Source organism: Kosakonia sp. Marseille-Q7440, from assembly GCF_965119485.1.
Map to the genome: position 1 here is coordinate 692537 of NZ_CBCPLT010000002.1, position 16588 is coordinate 709124.

At 58.0% G+C, this 16588-nt stretch carries 20 protein-coding genes; 8 read left to right on the forward strand and 12 right to left on the reverse strand.

Annotation, left to right across the window (positions count from 1 at the left end):
* Window positions 1–5 precede the first annotated feature (5 nt).
* A complete protein-coding gene (gene mtr / locus ACWPW2_RS17215) occupies window positions 6–1250 on the forward strand; it encodes a tryptophan permease (protein ID WP_454124334.1) in 1245 nt (414 codons plus the stop codon).
* Here mtr and ACWPW2_RS17220 read toward each other — a convergent pair.
* From ACWPW2_RS17220 to ubiU, 4 genes are all read right to left on the reverse strand, one after another.
* Window positions 1247–1408, reverse strand: coding sequence for a hypothetical protein (locus ACWPW2_RS17220; RefSeq protein ID WP_454124336.1), 162 nt, complete (start codon window positions 1406–1408; stop codon window positions 1247–1249). The two genes, mtr and ACWPW2_RS17220, sit on opposite strands and share 4 nt — an antisense overlap.
* Before the next feature lie 118 nt (window positions 1409–1526).
* Window positions 1527–2534: a luciferase-like monooxygenase gene (locus ACWPW2_RS17225; RefSeq protein ID WP_139567378.1), complete on the reverse strand. Its 1008-nt coding sequence runs from the start codon at window positions 2532–2534 to the stop codon at window positions 1527–1529.
* A 140-nt stretch (window positions 2535–2674) separates the two neighbouring features.
* On the reverse strand, window positions 2675–3553 hold the full coding sequence (locus tag ACWPW2_RS17230) for a U32 family peptidase (protein WP_023480775.1): 879 nt from the start codon (window positions 3551–3553) through the stop codon (window positions 2675–2677).
* A gap of 7 nt (window positions 3554–3560) precedes the next feature.
* Window positions 3561–4556 carry a ubiquinone anaerobic biosynthesis protein UbiU gene (gene ubiU, locus ACWPW2_RS17235; RefSeq protein WP_023481062.1) on the reverse strand — a complete coding sequence of 332 codons (996 nt, stop codon included), beginning with the start codon at window positions 4554–4556 and terminating at the stop codon, window positions 3561–3563.
* Window positions 4557–4796: 240 nt separating this feature from the next.
* On the opposite strand from ubiU, the gene ubiT reads away from it, so the two are divergent.
* Both ubiT and ACWPW2_RS17245 read left to right on the forward strand, forming a co-directional pair.
* Entirely contained in the window at window positions 4797–5321 is a 525-nt protein-coding gene (gene ubiT / locus ACWPW2_RS17240) for a ubiquinone anaerobic biosynthesis accessory factor UbiT (RefSeq protein WP_124967195.1), read from the forward strand.
* A complete protein-coding gene (locus ACWPW2_RS17245) occupies window positions 5315–5818 on the forward strand; it encodes a GNAT family N-acetyltransferase (protein ID WP_023481033.1) in 504 nt (167 codons plus the stop codon). The genes ubiT and ACWPW2_RS17245 overlap by 7 nt, the downstream gene beginning before the upstream one ends.
* Here ACWPW2_RS17245 and ACWPW2_RS17250 read toward each other — a convergent pair.
* Window positions 5805–6107, reverse strand: coding sequence for a GIY-YIG nuclease family protein (locus tag ACWPW2_RS17250; protein WP_023480774.1), 303 nt, complete (start codon window positions 6105–6107; stop codon window positions 5805–5807). The two genes, ACWPW2_RS17245 and ACWPW2_RS17250, sit on opposite strands and share 14 nt — an antisense overlap.
* A gap of 53 nt (window positions 6108–6160) precedes the next feature.
* On the opposite strand from ACWPW2_RS17250, the gene ACWPW2_RS17255 reads away from it, so the two are divergent.
* Complete coding sequence (locus tag ACWPW2_RS17255) at window positions 6161–6598, forward strand: YhbP family protein (RefSeq protein ID WP_454124340.1); 438 nt, start codon at window positions 6161–6163, stop codon at window positions 6596–6598.
* On the opposite strand, the gene ACWPW2_RS17260 is transcribed toward ACWPW2_RS17255, so the two are convergent.
* A complete protein-coding gene (locus tag ACWPW2_RS17260; RefSeq protein ID WP_023480806.1) occupies window positions 6584–7102 on the reverse strand; it encodes a type 1 glutamine amidotransferase domain-containing protein in 519 nt (172 codons plus the stop codon). The genes ACWPW2_RS17255 and ACWPW2_RS17260 overlap by 15 nt on opposite strands.
* Window positions 7103–7221: 119 nt before the next feature.
* Here ACWPW2_RS17260 and ACWPW2_RS17265 point away from each other — a divergent pair, with 119 nt between their 5' ends.
* Together ACWPW2_RS17265 and ACWPW2_RS17270 are read left to right on the forward strand one after the other, a co-directional pair.
* Window positions 7222–7875, forward strand: a complete 654-nt coding sequence (locus ACWPW2_RS17265; RefSeq protein WP_454124342.1) for an NAD(P)H-binding protein — start codon at window positions 7222–7224, stop codon at window positions 7873–7875.
* A 54-nt stretch (window positions 7876–7929) separates the two neighbouring features.
* Entirely contained in the window at window positions 7930–8967 is a 1038-nt protein-coding gene (locus ACWPW2_RS17270; RefSeq protein ID WP_454124344.1) for a permease, read from the forward strand.
* A 46-nt stretch (window positions 8968–9013) separates the two neighbouring features.
* Here the strand turns inward: ACWPW2_RS17270 and dolP are convergent, their stop codons facing one another.
* The 4 genes from dolP to ACWPW2_RS17290 are packed head-to-tail and all read right to left on the reverse strand — an operon-like array spanning window position 9014 to window position 12703.
* On the reverse strand, window positions 9014–9589 hold the full coding sequence (gene dolP, locus ACWPW2_RS17275) for a division/outer membrane stress-associated lipid-binding lipoprotein (RefSeq protein ID WP_023480922.1): 576 nt from the start codon (window positions 9587–9589) through the stop codon (window positions 9014–9016).
* Between the two features lie 9 nt (window positions 9590–9598).
* Window positions 9599–10189 (reverse strand): DnaA initiator-associating protein DiaA, encoded by a 591-nt coding sequence (diaA, locus tag ACWPW2_RS17280; protein WP_023481027.1) that lies wholly within the window; start codon window positions 10187–10189, stop codon window positions 9599–9601.
* 22 nt (window positions 10190–10211) lie between these two features.
* On the reverse strand, window positions 10212–10607 hold the full coding sequence (locus ACWPW2_RS17285; RefSeq protein WP_023480805.1) for a YraN family protein: 396 nt from the start codon (window positions 10605–10607) through the stop codon (window positions 10212–10214).
* A complete protein-coding gene (locus tag ACWPW2_RS17290; RefSeq protein WP_454124347.1) occupies window positions 10565–12703 on the reverse strand; it encodes a penicillin-binding protein activator in 2139 nt (712 codons plus the stop codon). Before ACWPW2_RS17290 ends, ACWPW2_RS17285 begins: the two co-directional genes overlap by 43 nt.
* A gap of 62 nt (window positions 12704–12765) precedes the next feature.
* Here ACWPW2_RS17290 and rsmI point away from each other — a divergent pair, with 62 nt between their 5' ends.
* Window positions 12766–13626 (forward strand): 16S rRNA (cytidine(1402)-2'-O)-methyltransferase, encoded by an 861-nt coding sequence (rsmI, locus tag ACWPW2_RS17295; RefSeq protein WP_023480862.1) that lies wholly within the window; start codon window positions 12766–12768, stop codon window positions 13624–13626.
* A gap of 5 nt (window positions 13627–13631) precedes the next feature.
* Window positions 13632–14630 (forward strand): Fic family protein, encoded by a 999-nt coding sequence (locus tag ACWPW2_RS17300; RefSeq protein WP_454124349.1) that lies wholly within the window; start codon window positions 13632–13634, stop codon window positions 14628–14630.
* A 30-nt stretch (window positions 14631–14660) separates the two neighbouring features.
* On the opposite strand, the gene ACWPW2_RS17305 is transcribed toward ACWPW2_RS17300, so the two are convergent.
* Window positions 14661–15434, reverse strand: coding sequence for a DeoR/GlpR family DNA-binding transcription regulator (locus ACWPW2_RS17305; protein ID WP_023480920.1), 774 nt, complete (start codon window positions 15432–15434; stop codon window positions 14661–14663).
* Window positions 15435–15544: 110 nt separating this feature from the next.
* Entirely contained in the window at window positions 15545–16588 is a 1044-nt protein-coding gene (gene gatD / locus ACWPW2_RS17310) for a galactitol-1-phosphate 5-dehydrogenase (protein ID WP_454124352.1), read from the reverse strand.

A 16588-nucleotide genomic window follows, 5' to 3' on the forward strand; every position in this document is an offset into this window, starting at 1 on the left:
TTCAGATGTCGACACTGACAACCACCCAGGCTACCCCTTCGCTGTTCGGCGGAGTGGTGATTATCGGCGGCACAATTATTGGCGCAGGCATGTTTTCCCTGCCGGTGGTGATGTCCGGCGCGTGGTTCTTCTGGTCACTTCTGGCGCTGGTCTTTACCTGGTTCTGCATGCTGCACTCGGGCCTGATGATCCTGGAAGCCAACCTCAACTACCGCAGCGGCGCGAGCTTCGACACCATCACCAAAGATCTGCTGGGCAAAGGGTGGAACCTGATCAACGGCCTCTCCATCGCCTTTGTTCTCTATATTCTGACCTACGCCTACATCTCGGCGAGCGGCTCGATCCTGCACCACACCTTTGCTGAAATGTCGCTGGATGTGCCGCTGCGCCTTTCAGGGCTGGGGTTTGCGCTGCTGGTAGCGTTTATCGTCTGGCTCTCAACCCACGCGGTCAGCCGCATGACGGCGATTGTGCTGGGCGCAAAAGTGATCACCTTCTTCCTCACCTTCGGCAGCCTGCTCGGGCATGTGCAGCCGACAACATTGTTTAATGTTGCGCAGAGCGATGCCTCTTACACGCCGTACCTGCTGATGACACTGCCGTTCTGTCTCGCCTCTTTCGGCTACCACGGCAATGTGCCGAGCCTGATGAAATATTACGGCAAGGATCCGCGCGTGATTACCCGCTGCCTGGTCTACGGCACGCTGCTGGCGCTTGGGCTGTATGTGGTTTGGTTACTGGTGACGATGGGAAATATTGCCCGTCCGGCGTTTATCGATATCGCGGCAAAAGGCGGCAATATCGATGTGCTGGTGCAGGCATTGAGCGGGGTGCTGAACAGCCGTAGCCTCGATCTGCTGCTGGTGATTTTCTCTAACTTTGCCGTTGCCAGCTCTTTCCTCGGCGTGACGCTGGGGCTGTTTGATTACCTGGCGGATCTCTTTAAGTTTGATGATGCGCCGCTGGGGCGTTTTAAGACCGCATTGCTGACATTCCTGCCGCCGATTGTTGGTGGTCTGCTGTGGCCGAACGGCTTTTTATACGCCATTGGTTATGCGGGTTTAGCCGCCACCATCTGGGCGGCGATTGTGCCAGCGCTGCTGGCGAATGCTTCACGTAAACGCTTCGGCAGCCCGGCGTTTCGCGTCTGGGGCGGTAAGCCGATGATTGTTTTAATCCTGCTTTTCGGCGCAGGCAACGCGGTAGTGCATCTGTTATCAAGCTTTGATCTGCTGCCGGTCTATCACTAATCAAACCCGGCCTGCGCAATCGCGTAGGCCGGATAAGCGCCAACGCCATCCGGCATAAAGACCGCACAATCCCCGTAGGCCGGATAAGCGTCAGCGCCATCCGGCATAAAGACCGCACAATCCCCGTAGGCCGGATAAGCGCCAGCGCCATCCGGCATAAAGACCGCACGATCCCGTAGGCCGGATAAGCACCAGCGCCATCCGGCATAAAGACCGCACGATCCCCGTAGGCCGGATAAGCGCCAGCGCCATCCGGCATAAAAGCCGGGCAACGCCCTAACCGAACAACTCCTCTTTCACCTGCATCGCCAGCTCAAACGAGTGTAGCCGCGCCTGGTGATCGAAAATCTGCCCGTTAACCATAATCTCATCCGCCTCGGTTTCCCGCAGGATCGACTCAAGACCGTGGCGCACTTTCGCTTTATCACCCACCAGCGACATGCTCAGCGCCTGCTGCACGCCATACTTTTCAGACGGCGACCAGAAGTGATCCATATTCTCAATCGGCGGCGGCAGCTGGCTCGTCTCACCGCGGCGCAGCTTCACAAACGCCTGCTGCATCGAGGTAAAGAGATACTCCGCATCGCGGTTGCTGTCGGCGGCGACAATATTGATACACACCATCGCATAGGGTTTTTCCAGCCGCGCCGAGGGCTTGAACTGGGTGCGATAGAGATGCAGCGCCTGGAACAGCATATCCGGCGCAAAGTGTGAAGCGAAGGCAAACGGCAGGCCAAGCTGGGCGGCAAGCTGCGCACTGTAAAGGCTGGAGCCTAACAGCCACACCGGGATCTTCTCGCCATAGCCCGGTACCGGGCGCACGTGCGGGTTCGGATCGTTGGCGTCAAACCAGTCGACCAGTTCCTTCACATCGCGCGGGAAATTATCAACATCGCCGCTCATATGGCGGCGCAGCGCCATCATGGTGCGCTGATCGCTGCCCGGCGCGCGGCCAAGCCCGAGATCGATGCGCCCCGGATAGAGCGTATTCAGCGTACCGAACTGCTCGGCAATCACCAGCGGAGCGTGGTTCGGCAGCATCACGCCGCCAGAGCCGAGCCGCAGGGTTTGCGTATTCGCTGCCAGGTAACCGATCAACACCGACGTCGCCGCGCTGGCGATACCGGTCATATTGTGGTGCTCTGCCAGCCAGAAGCGATCGTAACCGCGCTTCTCCGCCAGCTTCGCCAGATCGAGGGAATGGGTAAACGCGTCACGCGCGCTTGAGTTTTGTGGAATCGGCGCTAAATCCAGCACCGAAAACGCAACGGTTTTCTCAGACATAAACACTCACTTTGCTACAGCATCGTCATCAGATTGAAGGTCTTCTTCCAGCCTGGCGCAAGGAGCCGCGTCAGGCCAGAAAAGCTGCAACTTTCATACTGCATGAACGGGCGACGATTGCTGTTAACAAAGTGAGCCTTTTACGCCTCAAGCATCAGCCCCGGTAGCCTGCGCCAGTAACCATTGCAGTCGCTATTGGACGCCAGCGGCAGCGGCGCGTTGCCTGTTTCATTCCCTTTAAACGCCTCCAGCATGGCGAAGGTTTCGCTACCCATCGGCGAGAGGCGCACAACATCGACCAGCCCCTGCATTGAGGTCAGCTCGTTACCGAGGTTATAGACATAGCCGCTCATGGTCTGAATACCGTTAAGCACAAAGACCTGCTGATCTTCCTGCGAACGCATGCTGCGCCCGGTCGGGTATTTAATGCAGCAGGTTTCGCACTCATCTTTTGCCCGATTCTCCGAGCGCGCGGTAAAGCAGCGGGCAGAGTAGGCGAGAGGCAGATGGCCGTAGCTCAACACTTCAACTTCAAACTGCTGGCGAATACCGAGCGTTTCGCACTGATCGAGCAGGTTTACCAGCCAGTCGCGGGAGAGCTCCACCGGCATGCACCAGCGCACCATCCCCTGTTTCAGCAGTAAACGCAGGGTAACGGCGTTATAGCAGTTGAGGGCATGTCCGGCGACAAACGGCAGCTTGCGCTCGGCGCACAGATTCACCACCCCGAGATCGCTCGCCTCAAGCAGAAACTCGCCGTTATCGACATAGCGCTTCAGTTCGTTGAGCTCCGATGAGGCCTGCACCAGCGCCAGCGTCGAAATCACCACCTGTTTGCCGCTGTCGGCCAGCGCTTTCGCCATCGCCAGCCAGTCACCGACTTTGGTGGCGCGGCGTTTGCTGCACACCGCTTCGCCGAGATAGACCACATCGGCGCGGCTGTTTGCTGCCTGCTGATAAAAGTCCTCAAGCGTCTCTTTTGACCAGTAGTAAAGCACCGGCCCTAATGAATATTTCATGGTTTACCTACTGCCATTTACGGTGATATGCGCCGAGGGTGGTCTGGGTGCCTTCTGACATGGCACCGAGTGTTTCCATCCACGCCGGCTGCGGCACAAAATCCTGCGGTGAGGCGATGCAGCGGTCGATCGCCTGTCGCCACACTTTTGCCACCTGGCTGACATACGCCGGGCTGCGCTGGCGTCCCTCAATCTTCACCGAAGCGATATTCGCTGCCAGCAGATCCGGCAGCAGCTCAAGCGTATTGAGGCTGGTCGGCTCCTCCAGCGCGTGATAGCGCTCGCCGTCGACCCGATAGCGCCCTTTGCACAGCGTCGGATAACCGGCGTTTTCCCCCTCCTGATAGCGATCGATCAGCACATCGTTGAGGCGTGACTCCAGCCCCTGCGGCGTCTGCTGCCAGCGCACAAAGCGCGCCGGAGAGCAGGCACCGACAGTATTCGGTGACTCGCCGGTCAGGTAAGAGGAGAGGTAACAGCGCCCCTCGGCCATGATGCAGAGGCTGCCGAAGGCAAACACTTCCAGCGGCACCGGCGTCACGCGGGCAAGCTGTTTGACTTGATGAATGGAGAGTACGCGCGGCAGCACCACGCGGGCGACATCAAAGTGACGGTGATAGAAGCGGATCGCCTCTTCGTTGGTCGCCGAGGCCTGTACGGAGACGTGGCGCTCGATGTGCGGATAGCGCGCGGCGGCATACTCCAGCATCGCGAGGTCGGCCAGAATCAGTGCATCGGCACCAATCTGCGCCGCCATATCCACCGCGTGCTCCCAGCGCTGATAGCCATCCGGGTGCGCAAAGGTGTTGATGGCAATATGCAGCTTGCGGCGGTGCTGGTGGACGAAATTGACCGCTTCCTGCAACTTCTTCTCGGTAAAGTTGAGTCCGGCAAAATGGCGGGCGTTAGTGTCATCTTTCAGGCCGATATACACCGCATCGGCACCGTTTTCGATGGCCGCTTTCAGTGCCGGTAGGTTCCCGGCAGGGCAGAGCAACTCCATAGTCTTTCCTGCAATCTGGGGCGCAGTGGCCCGGGCGTACCCCGAAGGGTCACTGAATTGTTAATGAACTGGGATTCTAGTTAACCTGTCAGCGACAATTTTTGATTTGAGGCAGTTAAATGCGTATTGATGACGGCAATAATCGTTGCCCATTTATTCCGTAATTGTTGATGTGCGCCGCTATGCACACGGCTGATTGTGGCAAAATAGCGCGCATTATCACTTCAGGGAGTCATCGTCGTGTTGGAAAAATTGCGCTCACAGCTTGTTCATCTTGGCCCGTCACTGCTTGCTTTTCCGGTAAAGCTGACGCCGTTTGTCCTTAAACGTCAGGTACTTGAACAGGTGCTGCGCTGGCAATTCCAACAGGCGCTGGCGGAAGGTGAGCTTGAGTTTCTCGAAGGGCGCTGGTTAAGTATTCAGGTACGTGATATTGGCCTGACGTGGTATACCTCTGTTGAGGATGGGCAGATGATAGTACGTGAGTCTGCCGACGCGGATGTCAGCTTTAGCGCCGATGCCAGCGATTTACTGATGATTGCCGCGCGAAAACAGGATCCGGATACGCTTTTCTTCCAGCGTCGCCTGCTTATTGAAGGGGACACGGAACTGGGGCTGTATGTTAAAAACCTGATGGACGCCATTGAGCTGGAGCAGATGCCAAAACCCCTGCGGGTGATGCTGCTACAGCTGGCGGATTTTGTTGAGGCGGGCCTGAAAACGCCGCCTGCAACGACACAACCTTCTGTAGGTGAGCCATGCTGATTAGAGTTGAAATTCCCATTGATGCACCCGGTATTGATGCCCTGCTGCGCCGCAGTTTTAACGGCGAGGCTGAAGCGTCACTGGTGCACGATCTGCGTGAAGACGGGTTGATCACGCTGGGATGCGTTGCCACGGACGATGAAGGGCAGGTAGTGGGCTATGTGGCATTTAGCCCGGTCGCTGTCGCAGGTGAAGAGTTACAGTGGGTCGCGCTCGCGCCGCTGGCGGTGGATGAAGCCTACCGCGGTCAGGGCATCGCCCGCCAGCTCGTCTATGAAGGGCTGGATTCCCTCAACGAATTTGGTTACGCCGCTGCGGTAACGCTCGGCGATCCTGATTTCTACCAGCGTTTGGGCTTTGAGCGCGCCTCGCAGTACGATTTACGCTGCGCCTGGTCGCAAAGCGAAGCCGCATTCCTGGTACATCGCCTTGCTGACGACGCCTTCAATGGCGTCAGTGGCCTGGTGGAGTACAGCGATCACTTCAATCGCTTTTAACCGCTGACGTCATCAGCGTTTCCCGCAGCGCCTCGAAGATGCCCTCTCCGGCAACGAGGCGCTCTTTCTGGTGCTTGGTCAACTGCTTAATGCGGTACTCGAGGCGTAGCGCCAGCGAACGCTCACCAACCTGCGCCGAAAAGACCAGTTCCAGCGCGCCCTTACCGCGCAACGCTTTTGCTCCCTTTCCCGTTTGATGCTGCGTAAAACGCCGTGCAACATCGGTCGTAATACCGGTGTAGAGCAGGTTGTCGCGCGTGCGGATGAGATAGAGAAACCAGGGCGTCATGGCAATCTTCGCTGTGTTAAGGTGGGCGAAAAATAGCATGAGAAGGAGAAAAAATGGAGTCCCTTGCGGCGATTAACCGCTGGCTGGCAAAGCAGCATGTTGTGACCTGGTGTGTGGCGAAGGAGGGCGAACTTTGGTGCGCCAACGCCTTTTATATCTACGATCCGCAGGCCGTCGCCTTCTATGTGCTGAGCGAAGATAAAACGCGCCATTCGCAGATGACAGGAGCACACGCCCCGGTAGCGGGTACGGTTAACGGGCAGCCGAAAAGCGTTGCCTTGATTCGCGGCATACAGTTTTCGGGTGAGATAAAATGGCTGGAAGAGGGGGAAAGCGCGGTGCTGCGCGAACGCTACAACCGACGCTTTCCGATAGCCCGCGCGCTGTCAGCCCCGATGTGGGAGATTCGCCTTAGCGAAATCAAATTCACCGACAACACGCTGGGGTTTGGCAAAAAGTTTCACTGGTTACGCGACTCAGGCACCGAGTAGACGCAGCGCTTCGCGGTTAAATGCCGGTAAGTCATCAGGCGTACGGCTGGTGACCAGCTGATCTTTATCGATTACTACTTCCTGGTCGAAGAACTCAGCACCGGCGTTTTTCACATCAATCACAATCGGTTTTACCGCCGTCAGCTTACGGCCGCGAATGACGTCGGCACTAATCAGCAGCTGTGGGCCGTGGCAGATGGCGAATACCGGTTTGCCGGAGTCAACAAACTCGCGGGTAAAGGTGACAAAGCGATCGTCGCCACGCAGGGAGTCAGGAGAGTGGCCGCCAGGTAACAGCAGGGCGTCAAATTCATCCGGGCTTACGTCATCAATGGCTTTATCGATCTTAACTTTTGCCTCGCCCTGTTTGCCGGTGACGGTTTTTCCGGCCTCTTTCTCAATCGTCACAACCTCGTGTCCGGCCTTGCGATAGGCTTCTGCCGGAGAGGTGAATTCTGAATCTTCAAACTCGTCGGTGATCAAGACCGCTATTTTCTTGCTCATACTTCCTCCGTTGTTTTGGCTTCAGAAAGGGAGTTATCCATACTGTAACTCACCAGTAACCGTAAGCCTGGTTCACGAGGCTGACATTGCAAGGCAGATTCGTCTGTAAAGGAGAAGGGATGGAGCGAATATTGATCACCGGTGCGACCGGTTTAGTGGGCGGACATCTGTTGCGGTTGCTGATGGCGGATCCCAGCGTCAGCGCCATCTGTGCGCCCACGCGTCGCCCACTGCAAAGTGCCGAAGGCGTTATAAATCCGCACGACCCGCAGCTCAGCGATGCGCTGGCGCAGGTCACCGAACCGGTTGATACGGTCTTCTGCTGCCTCGGCACCACGCGGCGCGAAGCGGGCAGCAAAGAGGCGTTTGTGCTGGCCGATTACACGCTGGTGGTGGACACGGCGTTAACCGGCCAAAGGCTCGGAGCCAGACAGATGCTGGTGGTGAGTTCAATGGGCGCTAATGCACATTCGCCCTTTTTCTATAACCGGGTGAAAGGGGAGATGGAGGCGGCGCTTATCGCGCAGCAGTGGCCATCGCTGACGCTGGCGCGCCCGTCGATGCTGCTCGGCGAACGCGAGAAAAAGCGCGCTAACGAATCGCTGCTGGCACCGCTTTTTCGCCTGCTGCCCGGCAACTGGAAGTCGATTGCCGCACAGGATGTCGCCCGCGCGCTACTGGCGGCTGCGCATTCTGGCGACAATCGCGGCGTTGAGATTATCGAATCGGCACAGCTGCGGGCGATGGCAGCCCAGAGCCCGTTTGCAAAATAGCAATTCAGGCGTACTATGCCGGGGCTAAAAACTACACTATCCCCGGGGCATGTTATGGCTGGTCAGTCTTCACCTCAGGCGGCGACACCGATCCAATGGTGGAAACCCGCGCTGTTCTTTCTTGTTGTTATTGTTGGTCTCTGGTTCGTGAAATGGCAGCCTTATTACGGCAAAGCCTTCACCGCCGCCGAGACGCACAGCATTGGTAAATCGATTCTTGCCCAGGCTGATGCCAGCCCGTTTAAAGCGGCACTGGATTACGCCATGGTCTATTTCCTCGCCGTCTGGAAAGCCGCCGTGCTTGGCGTGCTGCTCGGCTCGTTAATTCAGGTGCTGATCCCACGCGACTGGCTGCTGCGCACGCTTGGTCAACAGCGCTTTCGCGGCACGCTGCTCGGCACACTCTTCTCCTTACCTGGCATGATGTGCTCCTGCTGCGCGGCACCCGTTGCGGCCGGTATGCGTCGCCAGCGTGTTTCGATGGGCGGTGCGCTCGCCTTCTGGATGGGTAACCCGCTGCTTAACCCGGCCACGCTGGTGTTTATGGGCTTTGTGCTCGGCTGGCACTTCGCCGCTATTCGCCTGGTGGCAGGGCTGGTGACGGTGCTTGGCGTGGCGATGATTGTGCAGACCGTGGTTAAAGAGAGCCCGCAGCAGGCGGAAGCCGTCGATATTACGCTGCCGGAGCCGCAGGGCAGCTTTATGTCACGCTGGGGCAGAGCGCTGTGGCAGCTCTTCTGGAGCACCATCCCGGTCTATATTCTCGCCGTGCTGGTGCTTGGCGCAGCGCGCGTCTGGCTCTTCCCCCATGCTGATGGCGCGGTGGATAACACGGTGCTGTGGGTAGTGGCAATGGCGATTGCCGGCTGTCTGTTTGTCATTCCAACGGCGGCCGAGATCCCGATTGTGCAGACCATGATGCTGGCGGGGATGGGCATGGCGCCTGCGCTGGCGCTGTTGATTACGCTGCCGGCGGTAAGCCTGCCGTCGCTGGTGATGCTGCGTAAATCCTTCCCGGCAAAAGCCCTGTGGCTGACCGCCGCGCTGGTGGCGGTGTGCGGAATGCTGACCGGATTTGTCGCGCTGGTGTAACGCGTGAAGTGAAAGAAAAAAGCCCGGTTGATACCGGGCTTTTTCATTATTTGAGCAGGGTAAAGGCGGTGGTGACGTGCTTGACGCCGCTGACGCGGCTGGCGATATCCGCCGCGGCTTGGCCTTCACGCGCGGTTACCAGGCCCATCAGGAACACTTCACCGTTCTCGGTGGTGACTTTCACGTTAGAGGATTTCACCTGGTCGCTGCCAAGCAGCTGCGAGCGCACTTTGGTTGTGATCCAGGTATCGGAAGAAGCCGTACCGAGACCGATCGGCTGACCCGGGCGGATCTCGTTAAAGACTTCCGTTGCGCCTTCCACGCCGATGGCAATCTGTTTCGCCCGTGACGAGAGTTCGGTATTCGGCGCCTGGCCGGTTAACAGCACTTTCCCCTGGTAGGCGGTGACGTTAACACGCGCCTCTTTCTTCAGCTGCTGATCTTTCGACAGTGCGCTGTTGACGCGCAGCTCCAGGGTGCCGTCATCCACCTGGGTGCCCACGGTGCGGGGATCCGTCGCGGCTTTGGTGCCGACGGCGGCAGACCCGACCACCACTGCGCCAACGCAACCCTGTAGCAGCAGTGCGGAAATAAGGACTGCGAGGGGCGTAAATGCCTTCATGTGTACTCCTTAATCATCCTGGTGAGGAAAAAGCGTGTTATCAATCAAATCGCACAAGCAATTCACCGTCAGCATGTGCATCTCCTGGATGCGCGCGCTGCGGTGAGAAGGAATACGAATTTCCACATCCTGCGGGCCCAGCAGGCCGGCCAGCTCGCCGCCGTCATAACCGGTCAGCGCGATGATCGACATATCGCGCGTCACCGCCGCTTCCACGGCTTTCACGATATCGCGGCTGTTACCCCGGGTGGAGATCGCCAGCAAAATGTCGCCGTTGTGACCCAGGGCGCGCACCTGCTTGGCATAAATCTCATCATGCAGACGGTCATTCGCTATCGCGGTTAAGACCACATTATCGGTATTAAGTGCAATGGCAGGTAAACTGGGACGCTCTGTTTCAAAGCGGTTGATCATACTGGCAGCAAAATGCTGTGCGTTGGCGGCGGAGGTGCCGTTGCCACAACAGAGGATTTTGTTGCCGTTGAGCAGGGAGTGCACCATTGTCATGGCTGCGCGGGAAATCGCATCGGGCAGCGCTTCCGCAGCTGCAATTTGAGTTTGAATGCTTTCCGTAAAGCAGACTTTAATTCGTTCGAGCACGGTAATCCCTATGATTGAGCAATTATGCGTGGCCGCCAAAGGCGTTCTGTAGCCACTCAACATCATTTCCGGTGAAGGCTACCACATCAAACCGGCAATCCACAGTATCAAAACTCCCATTGTGCCGGGCAAGCCACAAATGGGCGGTATGCAGCAGTTTGCGCTGCTTGGCGAGGGTTACGCTGCTTGCCGCGCCGCCAAAACGCGCCGAGGCGCGGTAGCGCACCTCGACGAAGACGGTGGTGCTACCGTGGCGCATAATCAGGTCGATTTCGCCGCCGCGCTCGCGCACGTTGGCGGCGATAAAACGCAATCCCTTGCTCTGCAGAAAACGGCGAGCCTCCATCTCCCAGGCGTCGCCGCTCTGTTTGCGGGTTAGTTTGCCGGGACGATCTGCCCCTGCTGGTATTTGAGCCATGACAACTTCCTGTTGATCACGCAATCCTGGGTGGCGGTGAGGTCGCCGGTGTTGCCGTTCAGCTCAAAGCCCGGCACCTGACGCATTTGCGAGAAGTTATTCGCCAGCGACCAGGCATCCGCGCCCATCGCATAGAGACGCGCCAGCGAGTAGTCGTTATTCACACTGCGCAGCGCTTGCTGCATCAGGGAAGGATTCGCGCCTGCGAGCATCGGGATCTCATTGTATTGCAGCCCTTCCATCTCAAGACGGAAGTCCGGCCCTGCGCCTCCCTGGGCGCTACGCGAGCTGGCGTAGAGCATGACACCACTCTGGCTGCCGGTGCGCAGGGTGATCATCGGTTTGATCAGCGCAATTTCATCCTGCGTCGCCAGAATATAGACCGCATCAACTTTGCCGCCGCCGCTAATCTGCGCATCGCTCGGCGGAGCCGGAATATTGAGACCGCCAATAGTGACGCCCTGCTGCTGCGGCAGGCTGGCGGAGACCGGGCTGCCGGTCATTGAGATGCCGGAGCGGCCATTCAGCCCCATACGCAGCTCAGCGGTGGACCCAAATTTCTGCGCCAGCACAACGCCGCCGCCGATTTTCTGCCACTCGTCAGCAAACGCGGTGCTGACGCGATCGCCCAGCGCGCTACGCGGGATCAGCAGCAGCGGTGCCTGGCGGCCCTGATCGTGAATATGGCGCGCCGCGTCGCGGGCTTCATCTTCCGGCGACAGGGCGAAGTAGCAGATATTCGGCCGGTTCTCGACCTGCTCCGGCTGGTTAAGCGCCAGCACATTGAGCGTGGTATGGCTGCGCATCAACTCTTCAACATGGTTTTTCAACAGCGGGCCGACGACGATGCTTGCGCCATCCTGCTGAACCTGGTTAAGGATCTGATCCATCGGCTGCGCGCTGGTGTCGTAGATTTTCAGCTCCGCGCCCGCATTAGATTGGGCGGTAACGGCGACGGGCTGAGATGGCGTGGTTTGTGGTGCTGTCACCGCAGCCGGTTGCTCCGTATTTGCCGCTGGCTGCTGCGCATTTTCAGCAGGCTGCGCTTCGCTGGCAGGAGCGCTTTGCGCCGCGCTATCCGGAGCCTGTACCGGCTGGGCATTCGGTGCGGCGATGTTCTGCTGCGCATCGCCACTGGTCAGGTCGGCAACATTTGCCTGCGAAGGGCTTACCACGTCAGAGGTGGCGGCCTGCGCGACCTGCTGCGGGACAGCCGGGCCGGAGACCGGAGAAGCGCCGTTTTTCGCCGCTTCAAAACCCTGCTGGATGGCGCGACCAAACACCGCCGCCTGGCCGTTTAACGGCAGCAGCAGGGCGATTTTACTGGTCGATGCCGGTTTGAAATTTTGCAGGTTGGAGAGCTGAGTCGGCAGCATTTTCGCCGCCGGGTTCTGCGGGTAGCGGGTCTGCCAGTCGCTGATACCGGCTTTCAGCATTTTGGCATCGTTGCGGTTGTCGAACCACATCCGTTGCAGATCGAGCCAGCCCTGTAAGGTCACTTCATCGGCGTTGATCACCAGCGCTTTGGCCTGATCCTGGGTCATGGAGGAGAGCGCCTGCCAGGTGGCATCGATATTTTTCTGCTGCTCTTCCGGCGTCGTCAACAGCGGCTGGCGGGCGATAAGGGCGCGCAGCAGCGTCAGGGAGGGTTTACCCTGCGCGGCGGCAATGGCGATCTGCCAGTAACGCGCCTGCTGGTTCTTCTCAAGCTCAGCGGGATCGATCTTATCAAGTAACGCCTGCGCACCGGCTACATCGCGCTGCGCCAGCTTCATTTCGGCGGCGAGCAGCGCGTACTCTTTACGCTGCGTATCGTTCAGATTCTGCGGCAGCTGACCAAACAGCTCGTTGGCGTGCTGGGTTTTGCCCTCTTTGAGCAGTGCACGAATGGCGAGTAATTGCCAGTTGGTCTTGCTATCATCTGTGCTTTGCTGCATCTGATGCAGATAGTAGGCAGAATCAGCCTGCGCTGAGCCCTCCATATGCGAGGTGCTCTGGTCTGTTGACTGTGTGCCGCAGCCCGCGAACAGCAGGGCGGCCAGCACCACAGGCAGGCAGCGCGTGGCTTTCGAACGAAGAAATTTTGACGGTAGCATACTGTATCCAGTGATATTTTTTACGCAGTGCTCAATATTAAATCGGCAATACGGATGAAACAATGAAACAACACGAATCGGCGGAGAATTCTCAAGGTCAGCTTTACATTGTACCTACTCCCATCGGGAATTTGGCTGATATTACCCAACGCGCATTAACCGTGTTGCAAGACGTTGATTTGATTGCCGCTGAGGATACCCGCCACACCGGTTTACTGCTGCAACATTTCGCCATCAACGCGCGGATGTTTGCCCTTCACGACCATAACGAGCAGCAAAAAGCGCAAATGCTGGTGGCGAAGCTGAAAGAGGGGCAGAACATTGCCCTCGTCTCGGATGCGGGCACGCCGCTGATTAACGATCCCGGCTACCACCTGGTGCGTACCTGCCGCGAAGCCGGTATCCGTGTCGTGCCGCTGCCTGGTCCCTGCGCGGCGATTGCCGCCCTCAGTGCGGCAGGATTGCCCTCCGATCGCTTCTGTTACGAAGGCTTTCTGCCAGCGAAATCAAAAGGCCGCCGCGACGCGCTCAAAGCGATTGAGGCCGAGCCGCGCACGCTGATCTTCTACGAATCAACCCATCGCCTGCTGGAGAGCCTGGAGGATATGGTCGCGGTTTGGGGCCCGTCCCGTTACGTGGTGCTGGCGCGCGAGCTGACCAAAACCTGGGAGAGCATTCAGGGCGCGCCGGTCGGCGAGCTGCTGGCGTGGGTGAAAGAGGATGAGAACCGCCGCAAAGGCGAGATGGTGCTGATCGTCGAAGGCCATAAAGCGCAGGAGGACGCGCTGCCCGCCGATGCGCTGCGCACGCTGGCGCTGCTGCAAGCCGAACTGCCGCTGAAAAAAGCCGCCGCGCTGGCCGCAGAAATCCACGGCGTAAAGAAAAACGCCCTCTATAAATACGCGCTGGATAACCAGGGGTAACACCGATGAGCCGCTATGTGCCTCCCTTTACCATCACCGCCGCGATCCTTAATCAGGTCGTTGAGATCGCGGAGTTGCTGGGACACTGGGCGGCGCAATCCGGGCGCTCTTCACCGCTGCTGCGCAAGAATAACCGTATTCGTACCATTCAGGCTTCGCTGGCGATTGAGCATAATAGCCTGACGACAGAGCAGGTTACCGCCGTGCTGGAAGGGAAGCGCGTGCTGGCACCGGCAAAAGATATTCAGGAAGTGCGCAATGCGATAAACGCCTATGAGTCCATGACTCGCTGGAAAAGCGGACGTGTTGCCGACTTGCTGGAAGCGCATCGCCTGCTGACGTTTGGGCTGGTGGATAATCCCGGCCATTTTCGGCGCGGTAACGTCGGTATCTATCGTGAAACGCAATTAATCCATATGGCACCGCCCGCTTCACGGGTTGTGCACCTTATGGATGAGCTACTGGAATGGCTCGCCACCACGGATTTGCATCCGTTAGTCGCCAGTTCAGTTTTCCATTACGAATTTGAATTTATTCACCCCTTTGCCGATGGCAACGGACGCATGGGCCGCTTATGGCAGACGCTTATCCTTAGTGAGTGGCGCTCCGAACTGGCCTGGCTGCCGGTAGAAACCATCATTCATTACCAGCAGGACCGCTATTACCAGGTGCTCGGAGAGTGCGATAAAGCCAGTGACTGTACGGCGTTCGTCGCCTTTATGCTCTCGGCGGTCAATGCGGCATTGATCGAGGGGCTTAATCCGTCATTCACCTTGTCGGATAGCGTGTCGGAAGAGATGTCGGAACAAAATTTCTCCCTCACCGAGGCTGAACGCGCGGTGTTAAGCCTGCTTAAAAGGCGGCCGGATCTCTCTGCAAAGGCGCTCGCCAGCGAACTGGCGGTAAGCGCGCGCACGATGGAGCGCTATCTGCACTCGCTGCAACAAAAGGGAAAGTTGCAGCGTGTCGGTGCGAAGAAAGGGGGCCACTGGCAGGTAAAATGACAGGGGCCCGCTAACCACGGCAGCAGGGCATTAAACCACCCGAAGATCCTTACCCAGCTTTCTCAGTGCCGCTTTCTCTTTCTCACCAATCCCTTCGTCGGTGATCACGCAGTCGATCTTCTCCATCGGCAGCACCTGATTAAAGCCGCGGCGGTTGAATTTGCTGGCGTCCACCACTGCCACAACCTTATGCGCCGCCGCTGCCATGACGCTGCTAATGGAGTAGCCTTCATTAAAGGTGGTGATGCCATGGGTCGGATCGATGCCATCTGCACCGACAAACATAATATCGGCGCTGATACCCTGCAGCGATCGCTCTGCAATCGTGCCGTGCATCGAGTGGGTTTTATGTCGCAAGGTGCCGCCACATACCACCAGCGTAATGTCCTTATTTTCCGACAGAGCAAACGCGGCGGGGAGGTTATTAGTGATGACGGTGATATTGCTTTTTTTCGCCAGCGCTTCGGCAATCAGCATGGTGGTGCTGCCGCTGTCGAGGATAATTGTCATCCCTTCATCGATCATCGCCGCCGCTGACTGAGCGATACGCTTCTTCGGGTCGCTCGCCAGTTTGTAGCGATCTTCCAGCACCACTTCCTGATTTTCGCTGTCGAGCATATAACTGCCCGGCTTCGCTGCGCCGCCGTGAAAGCGCGTCACCAGACCTTTCTCTTCCAGCAGCCGCAGATCGGCGCGGATAGTGACTTCTGAAATACCAAAGCTGTTGGAGAGGTCAATAACCAGCACACTTCCTTGCGCATTCACCAGATCGACGATCTTATTCCTTCGTTCAAATGAGTTCATGTTGATTTGCCTGCGAATTAACTCTCCGTAGTGTAATCGAAGGTTTGTGAAACGTGAACGTTAACTTTCGAAAGGAAATGTGAGCCAGCGCAGGTTGCTGGCTCTGTCGCTTAATCAAGGCGCAGCAGGATTTTTCCCTGCATCGGTTTGCCATTCAGCGCCTGCACCGCCTGCGCGTAGCTTTCGGGGCCACCACGATGGGCGATCAGCGGCTCAAGGGCGAGGCGTTTTTCCGTCAGCAAACGCGCCGCGGTATACCACTCCTCTCCGGGCCAGGGGCCGGAGTAGTTCATCCAGCTGCCGATAAGCGTCAGCTCTTTACGCAAAATCAGCCCAAATATCGCGGCGGTAAGCGTAAGGTCGTGATGGAGCGTCCCCACCAGCGCCACCTGCGCACGCGGCCCGGCAATTTCGATAGCCAGCGAGACCGTTTGTGGCGTACCCGCGGTTTCCAGCACAAGCTGATCAAAACACGCCTCTTCCAGCCCGGCGAGAATGTCAGCCGCGCTCTGCTCGCGGCTGTTAAAGGTGCGGGTAGCACCGAGCGCAGTGGCCAGTGCTAATTTGTCAGGGTTGATATCGATGGCGGTGACGCTTTTCGCCCCTAAGGCTCGTGCGCACTGCATTGCCAGCAGCCCGATGGTGCCAGCCCCGACGATCACCACGTTTTTATCTTTGCAGCCGCCGGCGAGGTGAAACGCGTGCAGGCCAACGGTTATCGGTTCAATAAACGCCCCATCTTCAATGGGCAGATCCGCAGGTAAGCGAACCAGGTTGGGCCGCTTAACAACAATGTATTCGGCATTGCCGCCGTCGCAGCGTGACCCGATAAACTGGTAGCGTTTGCACAGCGAGTAGTACTCCCGGCGGCAGGCAGGGCAGTCAAAGCAGGGCAGCAACGGTACGCAGGCCACGGCGTCGCCAGCGTGCAGATCGGTGACCGCCGAGCCGCAGGCTTCGACATAACCGCTGAACTCATGCCCAAGGGTAATAGGGTAAAAATGCGCACCGTTAGCGAAGATGCGCGGAATATCCGAGCCGCACAGGCCGGAGCTGACTACTCTCACCTTCACCTCATCCGCATGCTGCAACCGGGGTTCAGGGCGATCTTCAACGCAGACGTTGCCCTCAGCATGAATAACCACTGATTTCAT

What these genes read in the sequence shown, in the direction of transcription:
- ACWPW2_RS17225 (WP_139567378.1), bottom strand. Translation starts at nt 2,534, where the DNA reads ATGTCTGAGAAAACCGTTGCGTTTTCGGTGCTGGATTTAGCGCCGATT.
- ACWPW2_RS17305 (WP_023480920.1), bottom strand. Translation starts at nt 15,434, where the DNA reads ATGAACTCATTTGAACGAAGGAATAAGATCGTCGATCTGGTGAATGCG.
- ACWPW2_RS17230 (WP_023480775.1), bottom strand. Translation starts at nt 3,553, where the DNA reads ATGAAATATTCATTAGGGCCGGTGCTTTACTACTGGTCAAAAGAGACG.
- ACWPW2_RS17220 (WP_454124336.1), bottom strand. Translation starts at nt 1,408, where the DNA reads ATGCCGGATGGCGCTGGCGCTTATCCGGCCTACGGGGATTGTGCGGTC.
- ubiU (WP_023481062.1), bottom strand. Translation starts at nt 4,556, where the DNA reads ATGGAGTTGCTCTGCCCTGCCGGGAACCTACCGGCACTGAAAGCGGCC.
- ACWPW2_RS17260 (WP_023480806.1), bottom strand. Translation starts at nt 7,102, where the DNA reads ATGAGCAAGAAAATAGCGGTCTTGATCACCGACGAGTTTGAAGATTCA.
- ACWPW2_RS17245 (WP_023481033.1), top strand. Translation starts at nt 5,315, where the DNA reads ATGCTGATTAGAGTTGAAATTCCCATTGATGCACCCGGTATTGATGCC.
- ACWPW2_RS17285 (WP_023480805.1), bottom strand. Translation starts at nt 10,607, where the DNA reads ATGGCTCAAATACCAGCAGGGGCAGATCGTCCCGGCAAACTAACCCGC.
- rsmI (WP_023480862.1), top strand. Translation starts at nt 12,766, where the DNA reads ATGAAACAACACGAATCGGCGGAGAATTCTCAAGGTCAGCTTTACATT.
- ACWPW2_RS17270 (WP_454124344.1), top strand. Translation starts at nt 7,930, where the DNA reads ATGGCTGGTCAGTCTTCACCTCAGGCGGCGACACCGATCCAATGGTGG.
- mtr (WP_454124334.1), top strand. Translation starts at nt 6, where the DNA reads ATGTCGACACTGACAACCACCCAGGCTACCCCTTCGCTGTTCGGCGGA.
- ACWPW2_RS17250 (WP_023480774.1), bottom strand. Translation starts at nt 6,107, where the DNA reads ATGACGCCCTGGTTTCTCTATCTCATCCGCACGCGCGACAACCTGCTC.
- ACWPW2_RS17300 (WP_454124349.1), top strand. Translation starts at nt 13,632, where the DNA reads ATGAGCCGCTATGTGCCTCCCTTTACCATCACCGCCGCGATCCTTAAT.
- gatD (WP_454124352.1), bottom strand. Translation starts at nt 16,588, where the DNA reads ATGAAATCAGTGGTTATTCATGCTGAGGGCAACGTCTGCGTTGAAGAT.
- ACWPW2_RS17255 (WP_454124340.1), top strand. Translation starts at nt 6,161, where the DNA reads ATGGAGTCCCTTGCGGCGATTAACCGCTGGCTGGCAAAGCAGCATGTT.
- ACWPW2_RS17265 (WP_454124342.1), top strand. Translation starts at nt 7,222, where the DNA reads ATGGAGCGAATATTGATCACCGGTGCGACCGGTTTAGTGGGCGGACAT.
- dolP (WP_023480922.1), bottom strand. Translation starts at nt 9,589, where the DNA reads ATGAAGGCATTTACGCCCCTCGCAGTCCTTATTTCCGCACTGCTGCTA.
- ACWPW2_RS17290 (WP_454124347.1), bottom strand. Translation starts at nt 12,703, where the DNA reads ATGCTACCGTCAAAATTTCTTCGTTCGAAAGCCACGCGCTGCCTGCCT.